General features: G+C 50.4%; 19 protein-coding genes and 3 tRNA genes. 9 read left to right on the top strand and 13 right to left on the bottom strand.

The window, feature by feature from the left end; genetic code table 11:
• The first annotated feature begins 196 nt into the window (after positions 1–196).
• Both NQH49_RS07325 and NQH49_RS07320 read left to right on the top strand, forming a co-directional pair.
• Positions 197–454 (top strand): biofilm/acid-resistance regulator YmgB/AriR, encoded by a 258-nt coding sequence (locus NQH49_RS07325; RefSeq protein ID WP_256696149.1) that lies wholly within the window; start codon positions 197–199, stop codon positions 452–454.
• Positions 455–605: 151 nt separating this feature from the next.
• Positions 606–2105 carry a SulP family inorganic anion transporter gene (locus tag NQH49_RS07320; RefSeq protein WP_256696148.1) on the top strand — a complete coding sequence of 500 codons (1500 nt, stop codon included), beginning with the start codon at positions 606–608 and terminating at the stop codon, positions 2103–2105.
• Between the two features lie 190 nt (positions 2106–2295).
• On the opposite strand, the gene NQH49_RS07315 is transcribed toward NQH49_RS07320, so the two are convergent.
• Positions 2296–3108, bottom strand: a complete 813-nt coding sequence (locus NQH49_RS07315) for a hypothetical protein (protein WP_256696147.1) — start codon at positions 3106–3108, stop codon at positions 2296–2298.
• A gap of 373 nt (positions 3109–3481) precedes the next feature.
• On the opposite strand from NQH49_RS07315, the gene NQH49_RS07310 reads away from it, so the two are divergent.
• Positions 3482–3652 carry a hypothetical protein gene (locus NQH49_RS07310; protein WP_256696146.1) on the top strand — a complete coding sequence of 57 codons (171 nt, stop codon included), beginning with the start codon at positions 3482–3484 and terminating at the stop codon, positions 3650–3652.
• Between the two features lie 149 nt (positions 3653–3801).
• On the opposite strand, the gene NQH49_RS07305 is transcribed toward NQH49_RS07310, so the two are convergent.
• Positions 3802–4974 (bottom strand): type I restriction endonuclease, encoded by a 1173-nt coding sequence (locus NQH49_RS07305; protein WP_256696145.1) that lies wholly within the window; start codon positions 4972–4974, stop codon positions 3802–3804.
• Positions 4975–5095: 121 nt separating this feature from the next.
• Between NQH49_RS07305 and NQH49_RS07300 the strand changes: the two genes are divergently transcribed.
• Positions 5096–5353, top strand: coding sequence for a hypothetical protein (locus NQH49_RS07300; protein WP_256696144.1), 258 nt, complete (start codon positions 5096–5098; stop codon positions 5351–5353).
• On the opposite strand, the gene NQH49_RS07295 is transcribed toward NQH49_RS07300, so the two are convergent.
• From NQH49_RS07295 to uvrY, 6 genes are all read right to left on the bottom strand, one after another.
• Positions 5316–5401 (bottom strand) — tRNA-Leu (locus tag NQH49_RS07295). The genes NQH49_RS07300 and NQH49_RS07295 overlap by 38 nt on opposite strands.
• A gap of 11 nt (positions 5402–5412) precedes the next feature.
• A tRNA-Cys gene (locus tag NQH49_RS07290) sits at positions 5413–5486 on the bottom strand.
• Between the two features lie 42 nt (positions 5487–5528).
• Positions 5529–5604, bottom strand: a tRNA-Gly gene (locus NQH49_RS07285).
• A 269-nt stretch (positions 5605–5873) separates the two neighbouring features.
• Entirely contained in the window at positions 5874–6422 is a 549-nt protein-coding gene (pgsA, locus tag NQH49_RS07280; protein WP_008102316.1) for a CDP-diacylglycerol--glycerol-3-phosphate 3-phosphatidyltransferase, read from the bottom strand.
• A gap of 68 nt (positions 6423–6490) precedes the next feature.
• Positions 6491–8323 carry an excinuclease ABC subunit UvrC gene (gene uvrC, locus NQH49_RS07275; RefSeq protein ID WP_256696143.1) on the bottom strand — a complete coding sequence of 611 codons (1833 nt, stop codon included), beginning with the start codon at positions 8321–8323 and terminating at the stop codon, positions 6491–6493.
• Positions 8316–8975, bottom strand: coding sequence for a UvrY/SirA/GacA family response regulator transcription factor (gene uvrY / locus NQH49_RS07270; RefSeq protein WP_256696142.1), 660 nt, complete (start codon positions 8973–8975; stop codon positions 8316–8318). The genes uvrC and uvrY overlap by 8 nt, the downstream gene beginning before the upstream one ends.
• 430 nt (positions 8976–9405) lie before the next feature.
• Here uvrY and NQH49_RS07265 point away from each other — a divergent pair, with 430 nt between their 5' ends.
• Positions 9406–9633, top strand: coding sequence for a DUF2594 family protein (locus NQH49_RS07265; protein ID WP_007887303.1), 228 nt, complete (start codon positions 9406–9408; stop codon positions 9631–9633).
• Between the two features lie 32 nt (positions 9634–9665).
• Here the strand turns inward: NQH49_RS07265 and NQH49_RS07260 are convergent, their stop codons facing one another.
• Together NQH49_RS07260 and sdiA are read right to left on the bottom strand one after the other, a co-directional pair.
• Positions 9666–10277, bottom strand: coding sequence for an acyl-homoserine-lactone synthase (locus NQH49_RS07260; RefSeq protein WP_256698392.1), 612 nt, complete (start codon positions 10275–10277; stop codon positions 9666–9668).
• 121 nt (positions 10278–10398) lie between these two features.
• Positions 10399–11121 carry an autoinducer binding domain-containing protein gene (gene sdiA / locus NQH49_RS07255; RefSeq protein WP_256696141.1) on the bottom strand — a complete coding sequence of 241 codons (723 nt, stop codon included), beginning with the start codon at positions 11119–11121 and terminating at the stop codon, positions 10399–10401.
• A gap of 565 nt (positions 11122–11686) precedes the next feature.
• Between sdiA and NQH49_RS07250 the strand changes: the two genes are divergently transcribed.
• Entirely contained in the window at positions 11687–12361 is a 675-nt protein-coding gene (locus NQH49_RS07250) for a DUF4396 domain-containing protein (protein ID WP_256696140.1), read from the top strand.
• On the opposite strand, the gene NQH49_RS07245 is transcribed toward NQH49_RS07250, so the two are convergent.
• The gene (locus tag NQH49_RS07245) at positions 12362–13060 is read right to left on the bottom strand and encodes an extensin-like domain-containing protein (RefSeq protein WP_256696139.1); all 699 of its coding nucleotides are present in this window, start codon (positions 13058–13060) and stop codon (positions 12362–12364) included. It lies immediately after the preceding gene.
• A 408-nt stretch (positions 13061–13468) separates the two neighbouring features.
• Between NQH49_RS07245 and cycA the strand changes: the two genes are divergently transcribed.
• Positions 13469–14860 (top strand): D-serine/D-alanine/glycine transporter, encoded by a 1392-nt coding sequence (gene cycA, locus NQH49_RS07240; protein WP_256696138.1) that lies wholly within the window; start codon positions 13469–13471, stop codon positions 14858–14860.
• 351 nt (positions 14861–15211) lie between these two features.
• Here cycA and NQH49_RS07235 read toward each other — a convergent pair whose 3' ends face one another.
• Positions 15212–16186: a metal-dependent hydrolase gene (locus NQH49_RS07235; protein ID WP_256696137.1), complete on the bottom strand. Its 975-nt coding sequence runs from the start codon at positions 16184–16186 to the stop codon at positions 15212–15214.
• 23 nt (positions 16187–16209) lie between these two features.
• Positions 16210–16845: an HTH-type transcriptional regulator RutR gene (gene rutR / locus NQH49_RS07230; RefSeq protein ID WP_036649823.1), complete on the bottom strand. Its 636-nt coding sequence runs from the start codon at positions 16843–16845 to the stop codon at positions 16210–16212.
• 307 nt (positions 16846–17152) lie between these two features.
• Here rutR and rutA point away from each other — a divergent pair, with 307 nt between their 5' ends.
• Complete coding sequence (rutA, locus tag NQH49_RS07225) at positions 17153–18244, top strand: pyrimidine utilization protein A (protein ID WP_008109441.1); 1092 nt, start codon at positions 17153–17155, stop codon at positions 18242–18244.
• Positions 18244–18954 (top strand): pyrimidine utilization protein B, encoded by a 711-nt coding sequence (gene rutB / locus NQH49_RS07220; RefSeq protein WP_179451326.1) that lies wholly within the window; start codon positions 18244–18246, stop codon positions 18952–18954. The genes rutA and rutB overlap by 1 nt, the downstream gene beginning before the upstream one ends.
• Positions 18955–18981 lie beyond the last annotated feature (27 nt).

The following is an 18981-nucleotide window of genomic DNA, read 5'->3' as shown; positions in this document are numbered from 1 at the left end:
CCCGCGAGCCAGCTGATGGCTCCGTAACGAATGATGCACTTTGCGTCGCCTCTGAAGGTGTTGTGGATTTCCACCTTCAGAGGTGTCTTTTTGCGTTGGTTGATGAGTTGGGTGGTGTGCGCCTGTCCGCGTGCACGTTTTTTCATCATGGAGCTGAAGGCACATTGCCATCAGGCCGATCTTAAGGGCTTCACATATGCAAAACGCCGCAAACAGTAGCGCTGCCATCGCTGACTACTTCAAACTGGCCGGAAACAGCGACAGCAGTGAGATGGAAGTTTTCGGGCAGATCATCGCCGAAATCCTGCAAGCCGGTATGCCGGTTTCCAATAAAGCGATTATTACATCGCTGATTAACCGTCTTGAGATGGAAAGCGATGTGATTCAGCTGGATATTTATCGCCACCTGCTAGAATTGGTTGTGAATAAAACACCTGACGATCTCGCGGTCTAAAGCCGGATTCCAGGGATGGAATCACCCTCACCTGTCCCAACGCGCTAGCGTCTTACCTTATTGCCCGGTAACATCCTCTCTCGAAAATTCTAACTGGTTACTGCCGTACCGCGACGGTATGCGCACAATAATAAAAGAGCCTGCACAATCTATGAGCCAACCAACTGAGCGCGCCACTGCGGTGGAGAGCGATATCACCGTGGGACGCGTATTACGTTCGCCTGCCCTGCTAACCCGCGAGTGTCTGGCCGGCATTATTACCGCGCTGGCGCTGATCCCTGAAGTGATCTCCTTCTCCGTGATTGCCGGTGTCGATCCCAAAGTCAGCCTTGTGGCCTCGGTGGTGCTGTGCCTGACGCTGTCGATTCTCGGCGGCCGCCCGGCGATGGTTACCGCTGCAGCCGGTTCGGTGGCGCTGGTGATCGGCCCGATGGTGCATGCGCACGGCGTCGAATACATTCTGCCCGCCGTGATTATGGGCGGCGTTATCCAGATTATTTTTGGACTCGCTGGACTGTCGCGCATGATGCGCTATATCCCGCGCTCGGTGATGATCGGCTTCGTCAACGCCCTAGGCATCCTGATCTTTTTTGCGCAAGTCCCGCACGTTTGGGGCCAGTCCACTTTGGTATGGGCACTGTTTGCCGTGACGCTGGCGATTGTGCTGCTGCTGTCGAAAGTGCTGAAAAGCGTCCCATCACCGCTGGTCGCGATTGTGGTGGTGACGGCTGTCGCGTTGCTGCTCGGCTATCGTGTACCGAACGTCGGCGATGAAGGGCCAATGACTGCTGGTCTGCCTGGCTTCACCACCTTATTGGTGCCAATCAATCTGCACACGCTGCAAATCATCTGGCCAACCGCCTTGAGCATCGCCTTTGTTGGCCTGATGGAATCGCTGCTGACCGCCAAACTGGTGGATGACATCACTGATACGCCTTCCGGTAAACGCCGCGAATCCTGGGCGCTCGGCGTTGGCAATATTCTGGCGGGCTTTTATGGCGGTATCGCCGGTTGCGCGATGATTGGTCAAACCATCGTTAACGTCGAGCTGGGCAAAGCACGTACGCGTATTTCGACTATCGCGGCGGGTATCGTGCTGCTGTTATTAGTGACCGGACTGAGCCAGATTATGGCGCAGATCCCAATGGTGGTGCTGGCGGGTATTATGATGGTAGTGGCAGTGAAAACCGTGAACTGGCATAGCCTGCAACCGGCAACGCTGAAACGCATGCCGTGGTCTGAAACCTTGGTGATGGTGCTGACGGTGGCGGTCACCGTGTGGACCGGCAACCTGGCGATTGGCGTACTGGTTGGTGTGATTCTGGCAATGATGCTGTTTGCGCGCCGCATCGCCCATGTGATTCACGCTGAACGTCGGTTGAGCGACGACGGTGAACAGGTCAATTACACCGTGCGCGGCCCGCTGTTCTTCGGCAGCAGCAATGATTTGTTTGAACACTTCAATTACGGCCACGATCCTAAAGCTGTCACCATCGATTTAACCCATGCGCAGATTTGGGACGCGTCCAGCGTGGCGGCCCTCGATGCCATCGAATATCGCTATCAGCGCCACGGTGCGAAAGTTACCTTTATCGGGCTGGATAACCGCAGCAGCGATTTCCGCGAGCGGCTGAGTGGGAACTTGAGTTAGAGATATCTCCTCATCCTTGTCAGTTAAGGCGTGCAACCAGTACCAGCTTTAACACGTATCGTAGCGGCGCAATTGATCGCGTGATTAATCGCGCCGCTACGGAAAGTGCTGTGCTTAGCGGTACTCTCTAATCGAAGAAAATTTTGCCAACAATTGTCTGGTTTACCGGGACAATTGTGATGTCAGCCTGCTAATAAGCGATGGTTAAATGGTCAGTGTTAACAATTACGTTTTTACCATTAACTGTAACCAAAGAACTTTCACCAATACCTGTAAAGATCACATCACCGCGAAAGTATAACTGACTCATATTTCCTGTAAGATATCTTGCCATATCTAATTCCGCACCATTAATAGAATATATAGCATTCTCTTTCCTTACGCCTATCATTCCCATCGTAGTATCAATAAGTGACGTAGTTAGCCCAGAAAGCATAAAAAAAAGGAAGATAACTACTGCGGCGATGGAGGCCACATGGAAATTACGTTTTTCTTTCTTAACTCGTCGATCTAAATAAACGTTAGGGATTATTGCTATAAATAGAGTAGTAATACCAATTGATATCATTATTGATGGCAGTGAAACTCCATGATCGGTAACTAGCTTATACACACACAACATTGTGATAATGGCAATGATAAAATGCGCCGAAAAGGCATTTATGATGTGCAATTTATTTGCAACCAACTCATATTTCCTTACGTAATTTTTAATTTTCTTATTAAAAGGATTCAGCCGAACAACAATGAGTTTAACTAAACTTAACAGAAGATAAATAAATACACTTGATACTGAATACCAGCCTAAGAGAAAAAAGCAGAGAATCAGTGAAAATGAGGCACTTATAGAGAGAAAGAAGATAATTTCTGATAAAGATACTTTTGATGGGAAAAACCTCACCTCTAGACAGTACATCATGAAAATGAACACCCCGAGGCCTGTAGCTATGAAATATGAATTTTTAGCCATATTAAGGGTAAAATATTGTCTCCAACGCTCCATAAATAATATCCTTTATTGAAAAAATTAAAATTTACACATTCCAATAAGATCAAACATCCACAACCAACATTAATGTAGCATTATATAAATAAGTAACGCTACTTGAGATAAAAAATGAAATTTGATTAATTTAAATGTAACACGTTAACAACTAATTGATTTTATTTTAAATCATTACTTAATAAGCACCGCTTAAATACGCATTAGTTATTGCTTCTTCAGATTAGTACTAAAAATGGATTTTAGATTTTTTTGAAATTATTAATGCGCTTCGCTTGCGTAATCTGCTGTCACTGCCTTTGCTTACCTCATGATCAATTCTTTGAGCTCTTTGAGATTGGTTACTCAATCGCTCATTTGTGAGGAGCAGCAGATGAAAGTTTTAGCAAAAGCAGTATTGGTGACGTTAACGATGGTCTCGCTTTTCGGTTGTATGCATAAAAGTGACGCGGTCGGCGACGATGGGCGTCCACATGCGCCAAGTAACCAACCAGTGCCAGGCGCCAGCGAAGGTGCGGGTCCTGTTGGACAACCACAATCTTAATGGCTTTCCACGTTTTGCTGCTTGAATATGATTACTAAAACTGCGGAGAATGTTACTCCACATTCTCCGCATACCTAAGTTATTTACTGACTCGTCCACTTTGATAATTTGGATGTGACTATGATTTTTTAGTCAATATGTCACGCAGGTTATTCCTGACTAACTTCGCTTTCTAATTTTGCTCGCTTAAAGTTATCGTCATCTTTAACAAATTCATAGCAGTCCATAATCACGCCAGATATGCGCAATATATCGCTTGGTTCATTAATAGTTAACCGTTTCCCATCAAACTCTAACCGAGCCCTTTTAATCTCATTTTTTTGCAGATCATTAAGCTCAATAGGGAAGTTAACGTAGGAGCTTTTTTTATCGTAGAAACGTATTATCCATCTTGTTGTCTTACCTTCAAATAGAATTCCAAAATAAGACTCTGTATCTTTATATTTGATATCAGCTTCGCTTCCCACAATGCTTTTTACTTTCTCAAACATATCAAGTTCGATAGCTGTGGTTATGATGTTGGGATTGTCTGGATCGATTATGTTTTCAGGCTGCTTCGCTTGCACTACTGGAAGCTCGTCTTCTACTTCCTCCGTAGCAAGCTCTTTCTTCGATGTGGAAAGACCCGATACAACCATGTCACTTACAGATTTCTCAACAGCCAGCTTAACTAAAGGCGTTATCGAATCTAAAAATCTTTGATTTAACTGCCGCTCAATATTTGATCTTGAAGCAACATACCTGACAAATTCGCTATCGACATCCCTTAGACTCGCTCTGATAGTTTTAGTAAAAGCACTTAGATATACACTCTCTTCGGCAAGTGTTCTTAATGCTTCTGGTTTAAATTTGTCGTAACGGAATCTAAAAAGTTGCTGAATATCTGAGTCAGATAAGGAATCGATTTTAATAGTAAGAAAGGGTTTATGATCCATGATGTTTTTCTGTTTTAGATCGGTGAAAAAACGCCATTCTTTACCATTTGTTATTGCCGAAACTGTCACTTCAGGAGTTGAATTGAAATACCTTGAAAGTTGAGGGCAATGATTTTCAATCTGTTCGTTGAATCCCTTCGCTTCGATAAACATCACCGGAACGCCCTGGCAAAAGAGAGCATAATCCACTCGCTCATTAGCCTTAACACCGACAAAGTCTGCGTAATATTCCGCTTTAACTTTTGTAGGATCATAAGGTGTAAAGCCAAGAATATCTAAAAGAGGCATTATCAGAGCTTGCTTTGTTGTCTCTTCAGTCGTACAGAATTGGCCCATCGTTGCTACATGATTTGCGTGTGAAGCTAATTTTGCAGTAAAGTTTTCCACCCTAACTCCTTGGTAGTCATGTCGAATATGATTAAACAAAACGTTACAAATCGAAACATTACACTCAAGAAACGCGGTTTTCAATGTTACAGATGCCAATTTCCATAAGTTAAGAAAAATTATGAATGAATACGCATTTGTAGCCTCATTTGCGACGATATGGCCAGGGATGTGTTTTGAGTCAGCAAGAAGTGATTTTGAGAGAGAAAGGATATCGCAGCATTACAGTTTGCAGGAAGATTCACGTAAAGACAGATACACAAAAACAAAAAAACCGCCCTTGGGCGGTTACGACATTACTGCTTATTGCTTTATTTTATTCGTTTTATCAACTGCGAATATGGTGCCCGGGGCGGGACTTGAACCCGCACAGCCATAAGCCGAGGGATTTTAAATCCCTTGTGTCTACCGATTTCACCACCCGGGCAGGGTGTAAATTGGAGGCGCGTCCCGGAGTCGAACCGAGGTAGACGGATTTGCAATCCGTTGCATGGCCACTCTGCCAACGCGCCTTTAATCTGATATGTAATCCGTTGAATACGAATTACTAAATTTGGAGCGGGAAACGAGACTCGAACTCGCGACCCCGACCTTGGCAAGGTCGTGCTCTACCAACTGAGCTATTCCCGCATAATCTTCGTCTTTCAATTTGTTGCTGCTTAGCTTCCTTCACTCACACAGATCACTTACTGAAGTAAGCTCTCTGTGATTCGTTCAGTTGCTGCCTTGCTACAAACTGAAATACTCGATTCTGTATTTCTTCATCGAACTTACTGATTTCACTCAGCTTCTTGCAGGCTCGCTGCTGTTCGATGCGATGCATTCTACTTATCTGACGCAGTGAGTCAATATAATTATCCACACACTGCGTCCGTTTGCTGCTTTTTAAATCGCATCGATCAGCTATCGAGCAAATCGCCGCGCGCGGCGCTCAAATACTGGAACATTGACCAGAAAGTCAGCACCGCGGCGATGTACAGCGCAACCACGCCCACGCCTACCACCGTGGCTTCAGGACGCCACAACAAAGCGAACAGCGAGAACATCTGCGCGGTGGTTTTCACTTTGCCGATCCACGACACCGCTACGCTGCTGCGTTTGCCAATTTCCGCCATCCACTCACGCAGCGCAGAGATGATAATCTCGCGTGCAATCATGGTCGCCGCAGGCAGCGTAATCCACCACGCGTGGAAATGCTCAGCCACCAGCACCAGCGCAATCGCCACCAGCACTTTATCCGCCACCGGATCGAGGAACGCGCCAAAACGCGTGGTCTGCTTCCAGCGACGCGCTAAAAAACCATCAAACCAGTCAGTGACCGCAGCAATCACAAAGATCAGTGCAGTAGCAAAAGGAGCCCATTGAAATGGCAGATAAAACGCCAGGACAAAGAAGGGAATAAGTACGACTCGAAACAGGGTAAGACACGTCGGAATGTTAAATTGCATATGCCAGTAACTGTCTGGTGTGAGTAGGGTTTCATGTATGTTCCTACATTGCCCCCCCTCTTTCAACGTTAGTGTTTCAGTGAGTAGTAGATTTTTTCCGCCAGCGCGGTAGAAATTCCCGGCACCTTGGCGATCTCATCGACGCTGGCGTTCATCAACGGTTGCAGGCCGCCCATATACTTGAGCAGCTGTTGGCGCCGTTTGGGTCCCACGCCTTCAATGCTTTCCAGTGCGCTGGTGTTCTTCACTTTGGCGCGTTTTTTTCGGTGACCTGAAATCGCATGATTGTGAGAGTCATCACGAATATGCTGGATCACATGCAGTGCAGGCGAGTCCGGCGGCAAAGAAACGCCCTCGCCTTCCGCTTCAAAGAACAGCGTTTCCAGCCCGGCTTTACGATCGCTGCCCTTCGCCACGCCGAGTAAAATCGGACGATCTTTATCCCACGGCACATTCAGCTCGGCGAACACCTGTTTCGCCTGCGCTAACTGGCCTTTACCGCCGTCGATAATAATCACGTCGGGGATTTTGTCCTCTTCCAGCGCTTTGCCATAACGACGGCGCAGCACCTGATTCATCGCCGCATAATCATCGCCCGGCGTGATACCTTCAATGTTGTAGCGTCGATAATCGGAACGCAGCGGGCCATCACGGTTGAACACCACGCACGACGCAATGGTCTGCTCGCCCATGGTATGGCTGATGTCGAAGCACTCCATGCGATGAATGGTGTCGAGCTCGAGGAACGTCGCCAGCGCTGCCAGACGCTGTTGAATGGTCGAGTGCTGCGACAGCTTGGTGACCAGCGCAGTTGCCGCGTTGGTGCGCGCCAGTTTCAGGTAGCGCGCGCGGTCGCCACGCGGCTTACTTTGAATATTCACCTTGCGCCCCGCCAGCACGCTAAGCGATTCGGCCAGCAGCTCACGTTCTGGCAGATTAAAGTCCAGCAGGATTTCCGCCGGTAAAGTGCGCGCTTCACTGCCTTGCAGATAGAACTGGCCGACAAAGGTTTGCACCACTTCAGTCAGTTCGGTATCGGCGGGCACTTTCGGGAAGTAGCTGCGGCTGCCGAGCACTTTGCCCTGACGAATAAACAGCACGTGCAAACAAGCCATGCCGGCATCAAAGGCCACGCCCATCACATCCAGGTCTTCTCCTTGGTTGGAGACGAACTGCCGCTCGGTAACGCGCCTTACCGCCTGAATCTGATCGCGTAAGATCCCTGCTTCTTCAAAACGCAGTTCCTCACTGGCCTTTTCCATGCGCTTGACCAGCTGATTGATCACCTGATCATCTTTGCCCGCGAGGAACAGACGTACGTAATCGGTTTGCTGCGCATACTCCTCTTCGCTAACCAAACCCGAAACGCAGGGTCCAAGGCAGCGACCAATTTGATACTGCAAACACGGACGTGAACGGTTGCGATACACGCTGTTTTCACACTGGCGAATCGGGAACACCTTCTGCAGCAGCGCGAGGGTTTCACGCACCGCATAGCCGTTCGGAAACGGGCCAAAGTATTCGCCTTTGGCGTGCTTCGCGCCACGGTGCATCGCCAGACGCGGATGGCTATCGCCACTGAGGAAAATGTAAGGATAGGATTTGTCATCGCGCAGCAGCACGTTATAGCGCGGCTGGTAGAGCTTGATGTAGTTATGCTCTAGCAGCAGCGCTTCCGTTTCGGTGTGCGTCACGGTGACGTCGATGTTCTGGATGTTGCTGACCAGCACTTCAGTTTTGCGACTGCCCACCTGCGTACGGAAGTAGCTGGTCAGGCGCTTTTTGAGGTCTTTGGCTTTACCAACATAGATCACCGTGCCGGTCGCATCGTACATACGGTAGACGCCGGGTTGGCTGGTCACGGTGCTGAGAAAGGCTTTGGAATCGAAAACGTCACTCACTACTGATTAATGGCTCCGCATTGAACAGGCCATGTCGAATGGCCAAATGCGTTAACTCGACGTCGCCACTGATATTCAGCTTACTGAACATGCGATAGCGGTAACTGTTAACGGTTTTCGGGCTGAGACTGAGTTGTTCGGAAATTTCCGTCACTTTCTGCCCGCGTGTGATCATCAGCATAATCTGCAATTCCCTTTCCGACAAACAGCTGAAGGGTGATTCGGCTTTTTGCGGTTCGATCTGGCTAAGTGCCATTTGCTGGGCAATATCCGAAGCGATATAGCGTTGCCCTGAATGCACCGAGCGAATCGCACTCACCACTTCCTGCGGCGCGGCGCCTTTACTGAGATAACCCGCTGCGCCCGCCTGCATCACCTTCGCCGGCAGTGGATTTTCGGTATGAATGGTGAGCATGATGATGCGGATATCCGGGTTAAAGCGCACAATTTTGCGTGTCGCTTCCAGGCCGCCAATACCCGGCATGTTCATGTCCATCAGCACTACGTCAACCGGATTACTGCGGCACCATTTTACGGCGTCTTCACCGCAGGCCGCTTCACCGGCAAAGACGAGTCCTTTCATATCTTCCAGAATGCGGCGAATACCGGCGCGGACCAGTTCATGGTCATCAACAAGAAGCAGGCTGATCAACGGGACGTACTCCGCAGGTTAAGAAAGGGAAATATATTTCAGAGCGGCTATCTTACCGGTTTTCAGGTGGAAAAAACATCTATCGCCACAGATAAATCTCAAATGAAATGATGCAAATCAATAACATTCTTTAGATCTTGCTTTTATAGCACCGGGCGAAAGCACGCAAAAATGGATAAGTAAAATTACACCTAATATCATTAAGTTATAATTTATAGCTCGATTTTATTGCCACACTCAGTTTGCCGGATAAATATCAGCTCAACGCTAATTATGATTGCTGACGAATAGCGCAATGGGCAATTAAATAGCGGTTTGGCTTTTACCGCTTCGCCTACATTAAAATTCGTGTGACAACCCTATGATATACTCTCTTTTTACGCACAGGAAGAATGTGTCTACATCGAGTAATACCACCAAGGAGTCAATTATGAGTGATGAAGATTTCGCAACTTCACGAGACACGCAGGCGCTGGCAGACGAAGTCGCCTGTCTGAAAATGATGGTGACGCTGATTCTGAAAGGAATGGGACAGGCCGATGCCGGTAAGGTGATCATCAACATGGAGCGTTATGTGCAAGCTTCGTTAGGCGATAAGCCGCAGGCGGAAGTGTTTAATAATACGATTCGTCAAATCAAAACCGCTTACCGTCAGTAAGCGATATGCCCCGCGCGCGATGCGCGGGGTATTTAGCTGTGCGATTGCCAGTTCACTGAAACACCCAGCGATGGCAGCACCTCTTCCGGGCTAAAGCGTCGCGTTCCACGATACTTCTCCGCCAGCGCAGGTTGATCAACCGGAATGCGAATAGCAAACAGATTGTCTTCAGATTGGATTAAGCCCGGTGAAAGCGGCTCATAGACCACCTGATGCTGTTCAAACATCTTCTCAAGCATCGGCGTCGCCGAACTGATCAAAAACTCCATGCCGCTCAGTTCTGCTAATTGCACAGAGTGCCACAAAATACTCAGCGGCAGCTCTGCATCGACTTCAAGGCGCGCCGAGAAGCGCGACATTTCCCAAACCTTTTCCTGATCGAAAGGCAGAACAAAACCCTCAGGCACTTCAGGTTCATGCCATGGCAACAGACGTGCGCAACCGCAAATACCCTGACGTGCGTTCCAGGCAATCAGCCAGGTAACATCTGAACGATCAAACCGGTCGTACTCTTGTCCTGGCGTACTTAATCGTGGTGGAATAGACCACCCTTCGCCGCGCGCAAACACGCTGTAGCGATACGTTCCCAGTTCTGCCAACAGTGAGGACGGCATATCCTTAAGCTGTGTTTGAATTACTTTCATCATGCGCCTCTGACATCCCCATGTATGCAATGATTTCTTTGAGCCAGCCTGGCAACATTGCGCGCAGGGTAGACAACTGACACTGGAGAAGGAACTACTAAAATTAGTAGTTGCGTTTTCGCTATATCAGGCCAACCGCTGCGGCATAACAGGCAATCTGCGTTTTATTGGAAACATTAAAACGCTTTTGCATATTCTTTTGGTGAAAATTCACCGTATGTTCAGATATGGCTAAAATAAGTGAAATTTCCGCAGACGTTTTTCCTTCCGCCGTCCATTTTAGAATTTCTAATTCGCGCTGACTAAAATCGTTAGATAAAACGACCATAGAATCATCATTCAGACGCTTCAGCACGCGCAAACTCAGTTCCGCCAGAAGATGCAGTTTCACCTCTAGCTGTACACGTAAGTGTTGGGTCTTACTGTGAAGCGTCGATGCAATAGATAATATACCAATGGTACGATTGGGTGCCATTGCTGAGCAGGAAAAGCCGCTCATTAATCCTGCGGCGTTAGCTTCCGCCCATAAATTACCCGCACCAGTAAATAAATCGCGCGTCCATTCCACACCGCGTCCCGGCCGCTGACAGAGTAGCAGCACCGGATCGACCGTATAATAGTTCTCATTTTCGTAGCGTTTTACCCAGCTTTCCGGGTACGTACTAAACAAAAACAGGCGCGGCCGGGTAAAAGGCACCGGATGCTGAACCAAAAAAGCGAAGTAATCAAAACCCAGCTTTTCAATCTGCTGCTGCAATAGCGATTTCAAATGCGCTACTTGTGTTAGCGACAGAAATTCATTTTCCATTTCGCCTCGCCAGGCGAAATAATTATCGGTCGTCATTATTGCCTTAGCGCTGTTTCACGCTTTTACATTCTGAAATTGATTCTTGTTAACGCAAAAAAAATAAATTAGCCAGACAAAAAATATTGATTGAAAAGAGAGCATATTTGTCAGCAATGAGCATAACTCTCCTAATGTCAATACGTTAACGTAAGGGAAATGTGTAAGTTCTCGCTATTTGTTAACAGGTTCACAACTTTAATTCCTCAGCAGATTAGAATAGGATTTTTCTGAAGTAGTTTCAATCACCCGTTTGATTGAAAATGGACGTTAGATTGATAAATTTTTAGCATCGTCAATAACTAAAATTAACGTGTGAAAAAGCACATTCTTTTGCTATCAACGGCATTTCTGCGTTGAATTAGTTTTGACTCGATCTTAATCCCATTTGTTTCTGCGGTTAAGATAATGCTTTTGGTAATAATGTGATTACTCTCATGCTGATTCACGGCTACGCTTAATACTCGCTGCATGAGAAATGAAGGCAAAGAGGTAATGGGATCAGTGCTGCCGAACGACTCAGGCGCATTGTCGTAGGTAGGTGGGAAACTTAGCGGAACCGACTATGTTGAACCAGTTGGCATTACCTTTCCTTGTTCTGGGCGGCTGTACTGCCCTGATGATTCTAAAAGACCTGTTACGCCATCCGCATCCTGTCGCGGTGATGAATATCATTTGGCCTGTTACTGGCTTGTATATGCCTTTTATTGGCTGGATAGCCTGGTGGTACTTAGGCCGTAAGCCATCACAACAGCAAAAACTTGCGCTGCTGGTTCCTCAAGAAATACGCAGTAATGCCAGTTGGCAAACCATATTTATTTCTACTTCATTATCCGCAGCGGCCTGTATATTCGGCGATATAATGACAATCCCGATAGTCACATTACTAAAACAATTTGCCTTTTATCCAATGATGGGGATACAGGCGCTTATTTGCATTATCGTTTCATTGTTCATCGGATTACTATTTCAATTCCTGGCGATTCGTCAACGTGAAAAACATTCATTTGGCGGCGCATTATTATTGGCGTTGAAAACCGAGATTTTCCCCCTGCTGATTTATCAATTAGGTATTTTTATCTTTATGGCGCTGGCCCTAAAGTTTGTGCTGCACGAGCAAGTCAATCCGCTGCTGGTGGCATTCTGGTTTATGCTGCAGCTGGCAATAATGATTGGCTTTATTTTCTCCTGGCCGGCTAATCATTTCCTGATAAAGCGTGGGCTTAATCCTGCAGTATAGCTAACGACAGTAACCTGTACCGCGCATGCCGAGATGAAAATGGCTGGCATGCGCAGCGTTGTAATCAGGGCCCAGCGCATTACCGAACGTGGCGCAGCCGTTACGCCACAGCGCATGCAGTCCTGCCGCCGCATCCTCCGGCTGTTGCCAGTTTTTCCCTACCTGTAACCAACGCCCGTTCGCCAGCTGAAATCCAGTGATATCCCAGGCATCAGCGCTGGCGTGCTCACTCAAACGCCCTTCCTGGCGATGATAGATATTGCGACAAGCGTAGCTGCCAACATGAGCAATGCGTTTCAGCGGGCTGTCAAAACCGGCCTGGCGTAACGCGCTATCGCTGTTAGTCACGAACATGGTGCTGGTCACCGCCATTGGACAGCTGGCGAGAAAACTGCTGCTAAGAGAAACATCGCCGTAGCCGCTGATGCGTAACGGCTGTTCGATTGGACAATCACCCTGCATCGGCGGCACGGCGCGAAACTGCACCAGCTGCTGTTCGCTGGCTTGCCGCATCACCGCCATGCAGGCGGCCGGATCGCCACTTAGCTTTTTCAGCTTGTAGCGCGTCATCCAACCGGGCGGATCGGTAACGTTGAGTGGCGTGAAGGGATTCCACTGAGGCGGCAGATGGCTTTTTAACCACGGCAAACTGAGCCAGCCGCAAACAGCCAGCAACGCGACGGCGAACAGAGCGCGCACAATGCCTCACTTTTCCTGATGAAATGAACTAACAAGTGTAGAAGTCATGCGGATGGAAAGTGACGTAAATCGCTTAATTGTTGAAGATTTACGCAAAATGACTGCGCTTTAAACTCTGTAAATAATTACTGACACAGCAAAGCGCGTAAAAGGTCACAAAGGGGGAAAAACCATTACCGAAACTGCTTAGCTTTCCACTATCTTATGCCACTTGCCTATACAACGGCTCATAACGATTGCCCTAAATAATTCGAGCCGCAGGAAGGCGGCAAGTGTGTGAATCCTCAGGAGCTTACTTTAGTAAGTGACTGGGGTGAACACGCGTAGCCAACGCATCTGCGGCTCGAAGTATGACGGGCAAAACAGCCATTAGAGCTGACACAACATCCCGACAGGAAAGAATAATTTATGGTTGATCAATCAAAAGAGGCGCTCGTTGAGGCCGAACAGCCGGATAAGCTCCAGCGTAGCCTGCATAATCGCCACATTCAGCTAATTGCCATCGGTGGCGCCATCGGCACCGGGCTGTTTATGGGCTCGGGTAAAACCATCAGCCTCGCCGGGCCGTCGATCATTTTCGTCTATATGATCATTGGCTTTATGCTGTTCTTCGTCATGCGCGCCATGGGCGAACTGCTGTTATCCAACCTCGAATACAAATCCTTCAGCGATTTCGCCGCTGATTTACTTGGTCCGTGGGCGGGCTATTTTACCGGCTGGACATACTGGTTCTGTTGGGTGGTGACCGGCATTGCCGACGTGGTCGCCATCAGCGCCTATTTTCAGTTGTGGTTCCCGGACTTCTCCATCTGGATGAGCGCCCTACTGTGCGTCTTTGTCTTCCTGGCGTTGAACATCGCCACGGTGAAGCTGTTTGGTGAGATGGAATTCTGGTTCGCGATTATCAAAATCGTCGCCATTGTGGCACTGATTATTACCGGCATTGTGCTGGTGAGCATGCATTATCCGTCGCCGAACGGTGGCACCGCTTCCCTGAGCAATATCTGGGATCACGGCGGCATGTTCCCGAAAGGACTGAGCGGCTTCTTTGCCGGCTTCCAGATTGCGGTTTTCGCCTTTGTCGGTATTGAGCTGGTTGGCACTGCGGCAGCAGAAACCAAAGATCCGCACAAAGTTCTGCCACGCGCGATCAACGCCATTCCGCTGCGTATCATTATGTTTTACGTGCTGGCGCTGATGGTGATCATGGCGGTAACGCCGTGGAATCAGGTGCTGCCGAATCGCAGCCCGTTCGTTGAGATGTTTGTATTGATTGGCTTGCCTGCTGCTGCCAGCATCGTCAACTTCGTGGTACTGACCTCCGCCGCCTCTTCCGCCAATAGCGGCATCTTCTCCACTAGCCGCATGTTGTACGGTCTGGCGGAACAAGGCGTGGCGCATAAAGCCTTTGGTCGCCTCTCCGCGCGTGCGGTACCAACCACCGGCCTGTTCTTCTCCTGCCTGTGTCTGCTGGCGGGCGTGGCGCTGATCTACCTGATTCCGGATGTGATGACGGTGTTCACCATGGTTACTACGGTGTCGGCGATTCTGTTTATGTTCGTCTGGACCATCATCCTGTGCAGCTATCTGGCGTACCGTAAGCAGCATCCACAGCGTCATGCCGAATCGACGTTCAAAATGCCGCTGGGTAAGTTTATGTGCTGGGCGTGCATGGCGTTCTTCGCCTTTGTGCTAGTGCTGCTGACGCTGCAGGAAGATACCCGTCAGGCGCTGATGGTGACGCCGCTATGGTTTGTGATCTTGACAATGGGCTGGTTGTTACGTCGTCGTAAAGCATAAAACGTTAAAGGCAAAGGCGCGTGCGCTGGCCGGTGGCACATTTGCCAGAGGCGCTGGCGCCTCTGCTGCGGCAAAAGGGCTATCCGCAGCGCTGAGGCTTTTACGTTGGGCCAGGAGCCTCGCGCATGGATGCGTGAGGCAGTTCGGGGCCGGCCAGGACGGCCGATCCGCGAACGGTCCGTCGGCACAATGTTAAAGCCGAAGGCACCGCGCTAGCGGCGCGAGGACGGCCCGTGACGCAGCAGATGTGACAGAGCCCGCACGGATAGCAATCCTAAAAAGAATGCAACAAGGTCACCATAAATGGCGACCCTACGAAGTTAGAGTCGCCATTTATAACGCCCCACGGAATCAAAGTCGTTCGCGGAGTTTGTGCCATGCTTGCGACAGCGAGGGTCGCATCGAAGGTTCACGCTGAGGAGCCACTTCCGGCGACTGCGGCGATCCCAGATTAAAAGTAAAGGTGTAATCCGGCTCTTCCCCCATGCGCAAATCGCTGATCAACGTACGATCGCCCTGCTGCTTCATCGCGTAAAAACCATGACTAAACCACGCCACACGCTCGGCATGCCATTGCCCTTTGAACGGCGCAAACAGTGCGGGCTGACGACCGTGCCAGCTGATTTGCAGCGGACGCTCCGGTGACAGCAGCGACCAATAGGCTTCGCCATAGCGATCCGGCGTCATGATCACCGTGCGCCACACCAGCGTATTAAACGCGGTCGGCGTCACCAACAGTTGCTCCGGCTGCACCGATTGCTGCGTCAGCGCTTGCTCAATGTGCTGCGTCGCAATGCTCTGTGCCACCATGCTCCAGCCGAGATAGAGCGTACTCACCAGTAATCCCGCCTGATTCCAGCGCAACCCCACCGCATCGCGTCGCCACAGTGCAACCAGCAGCGCAATCAGCAACGGCAAGGTATACAGCGGATCGATGATGTACATGCTGCCAATGGCATAGGGGAAATCGGTGAGCGGCAGGCCCAACTGCGTGCCGTAAACAGTGGTGAGATCCAGCAGCGGATGCGTTATCAGCGCCAGCCACATCGCCAGCGTCCAGCCGCGCCAGTACGCGCGACTGCGTGTCGCACCGGCCACCAGCCAGCCGAGCAGCGGTGCAAATAAGGTGAGGAATATCAGCGCATGACTCTCGGTACGATGCAGCGTCATATTGCGGATGGCATCGCCGTGATCGATAAACACGTCGAGATCCGGCAAAGTGCCCGCCACCCCGCCCACCAGCGCGGCTTGCCACAGCGGAACGCGTTTGCCCATCACCGCAACGGTGACCGCCGCGCCTAACGTCAGTTGTGATAACGAATCCATGCACTCTCCTTGAACCAGCGGGATCAACGCACGCGGATCCCTTCAATAATCATGCGTTGCACATTTTCCAGCGTCTGTTCAAAGAACGCCGCATCGTTCAACGTCTGACCGGTAATCGCTTCCACCTGCGAGGCGAAATCCGCATAGTGCTGCGTGGTCGCCCACAGCAGGAAAAACAGGTGCTGTGGCTGCACGCCCGCCAGCCGCCCTTCGGCGATCCACTGCTCGATAATCGCTGCCTTCTCATCCACCAGCGCTTTTAAATCACCGGCCAGTTCACCTTTGAGCAGCGGCGCGCCTTGCAACATCTCAAGGCAGAACAACCGCGAAGCTTGTGGATGATCGCGCGAGACTTCCAGTTTGAGGCGAATGTATTGACGAATGGCCGTCAGCGGATCGTGATCGTGCTGCAGCGCACGCAACGGCGCCAGCCACACATCAAGAATCTCTTTTAAAACCGCCACATACAGCACTTCTTTCGATGGATAGTAATACAGCAGATTGGTTTTCGAGACATCGGCGCGCTCCGCCACTTTATCCAGGCTGGTACCGTGAATGCCGTATTGCGAGAAGAAGGCTAATGCCGCTTCCAGAATGGCTGCCCGCTTTGCGGCGACCGCACGCGAACGGCGTCCCGGTTTTTTTTCATCGCTTTTCACACTGTTACCTCTTCCGTCCTGCGTGAACGCATCATAACAAAGGCCTTCTTTCCTGCCTAATCGCCCGCCTGCACCTTTTTTGACCATGTCGCGCATGAAAAACGTGCAAAACGTTTTGACCAAACGGTCTAAATTGGACCAATCACTCCAGTTTACAAACATCGCTACTTTTAACACATTGTTATTTAAGTCTTTTGAAAATGTGGCACAGCCTTTGCAATTTTGTGATGGAGCGCCGCCCGCAGGATGCGTGCTGGAAGCAGCGCAGCGCGTGAAGCAGTCCCCGTCTAATACAGAGAGGTTTCACATGAAAATTGGCGTCTTTATCCCGATTGGTAATAACGGCTGGCTGATCTCCACCCATGCACCGCAATACAAACCGACTTTTGAACTGAACAAAGAGATCGTGCTGAAAGCAGAGCATTATCATTTCGACTTTGCCCTTTCGATGATCAAGCTGCGCGGCTTTGGCGGTAAAACCGAGTTTTGGGATCACAACCTCGAATCCTTCACGCTGATGGCGGGACTCGCGGCGGTGACCTCACGCATTGAGATTTACGCCACCGCCGCCACGCTCACCTTACCGCCCGCGATTGTGGCGCGTATGGCGTCCACTATTGACTCCATCTCCAATGGCCGCTTCGGCGTCAACCTCGTTACCGGCTGGCAGAAACCCGAGTACGAGCAGATGGGCTTATGGCCGGGCGATGCCTACTTCTCCAGTCGTTACGAATACCTGACCGAATACGTCACCGTGCTGCGCGATCTGTGGGGCACCGGCCAAAGCGACTTCAAAGGCGAGTTCTTTACCATGAACGATTGCCGCGTCAGCCCGCAGCCGCAGAAACCGATGAAAGTGATCTGCGCCGGCCAGAGCGATGCGGGCATGGCGTTCTCGGCGCAGCATGCCGATTACAACTTCTGCTTTGGCAAAGGCGTCAACACGCCAACCGCCTTCGCGCCAACCGCCGCGCGTATGAAGCAGGCTGCTGATAAAGCGGGCCGCGACGTCGGTTCTTATGTGCTGTTTATGATCATTGCCGCCGAGAGCGACGAAGCTGCACGCGCCAAATGGGAGCACTACAAAGCCGGTGCCGATGAAGAGGCGCTCGCCTGGCTCACCACACAAAGTCAGCAGGACACCAAATCCGGTAGCGACACCAACGTGCGCCAGATGGCCGATCCGACCTCCGCCGTCAACATCAACATGGGCACGCTGGTGGGTTCTTACGCCAATGTGGCACGAATGTTGGATGAGGTTGCTTTAGTCGATGGTACGCAAGGCGTGTTGCTCACCTTTGACGACTTCCTGCAAGGCATCGAAGATTTCGGTGAACGTATTCAGCCCTTAATGCAGTGTCGCCACGATTTAATCGCATCCCAGCAGGAGGTTGCCTGATGAGTACCGTTGTTTGCGCCCACACCTCAACGTTACCGAACGTCACCTTGCCGGCGCGCCCAGAAGCCATCGCGCTGCCGCCCGCGCAAAGTGCGCTGATTGTGGTGGATATGCAAAACGCCTACGCCACGCAAGGCGGCTATCTCGATCTGGCGGGCTTTGATGTCTCCGCCACCAAACCGGTGATTGCCAAAATCCATCAGGCGGTCACCGCCGCGCGTGCCGCCGGGATGCAGATCATCTGGTTCCAGAACGGTTGGGACGACCAATACGTCGAAGCCGGTGATGCCGGATCCCCGAACTTCCACAAATCCAACGCGCTGAAAACCATGCGCAAGCGCCCGGAATTGCAGGGCACGCTGCTGTCGAAAGGCGGCTGGGATTATGCGCTGGTCGATGAACTGGTGCCGCAGGAAGGCGATATCGTGCTGCCGAAACCGCGCTACAGCGGCTTCTTCAACACCTCACTCGATAGCATGCTGCGCAGCCGTGGCATCCGCCATCTGGTGTTTACCGGCATTGCTACCAACGTCTGCGTGGAATCGACGCTGCGAGACGGCTTCTTCCTGGAGTATTTCGGTGTGGTGCTGGAGGACGCGACCTATCAGGCGGGTCCGGCGTTTGCGCAGCAGGCGGCCATTTTCAACATTGAAACGTTTTTTGGCTGGGTCAGCGATACCGACACTTTCTGCGAAACGCTGAAAAGCTAACGCCTCGATTCACCTGTACATCAATAA

It is taken from the genome of Pantoea trifolii (genome assembly GCF_024506435.1).
Classification (GTDB): domain Bacteria; phylum Pseudomonadota; class Gammaproteobacteria; order Enterobacterales; family Enterobacteriaceae; genus Pantoea; species Pantoea trifolii.
This window is presented reverse-complemented; position numbering and strand designations above follow the sequence as displayed.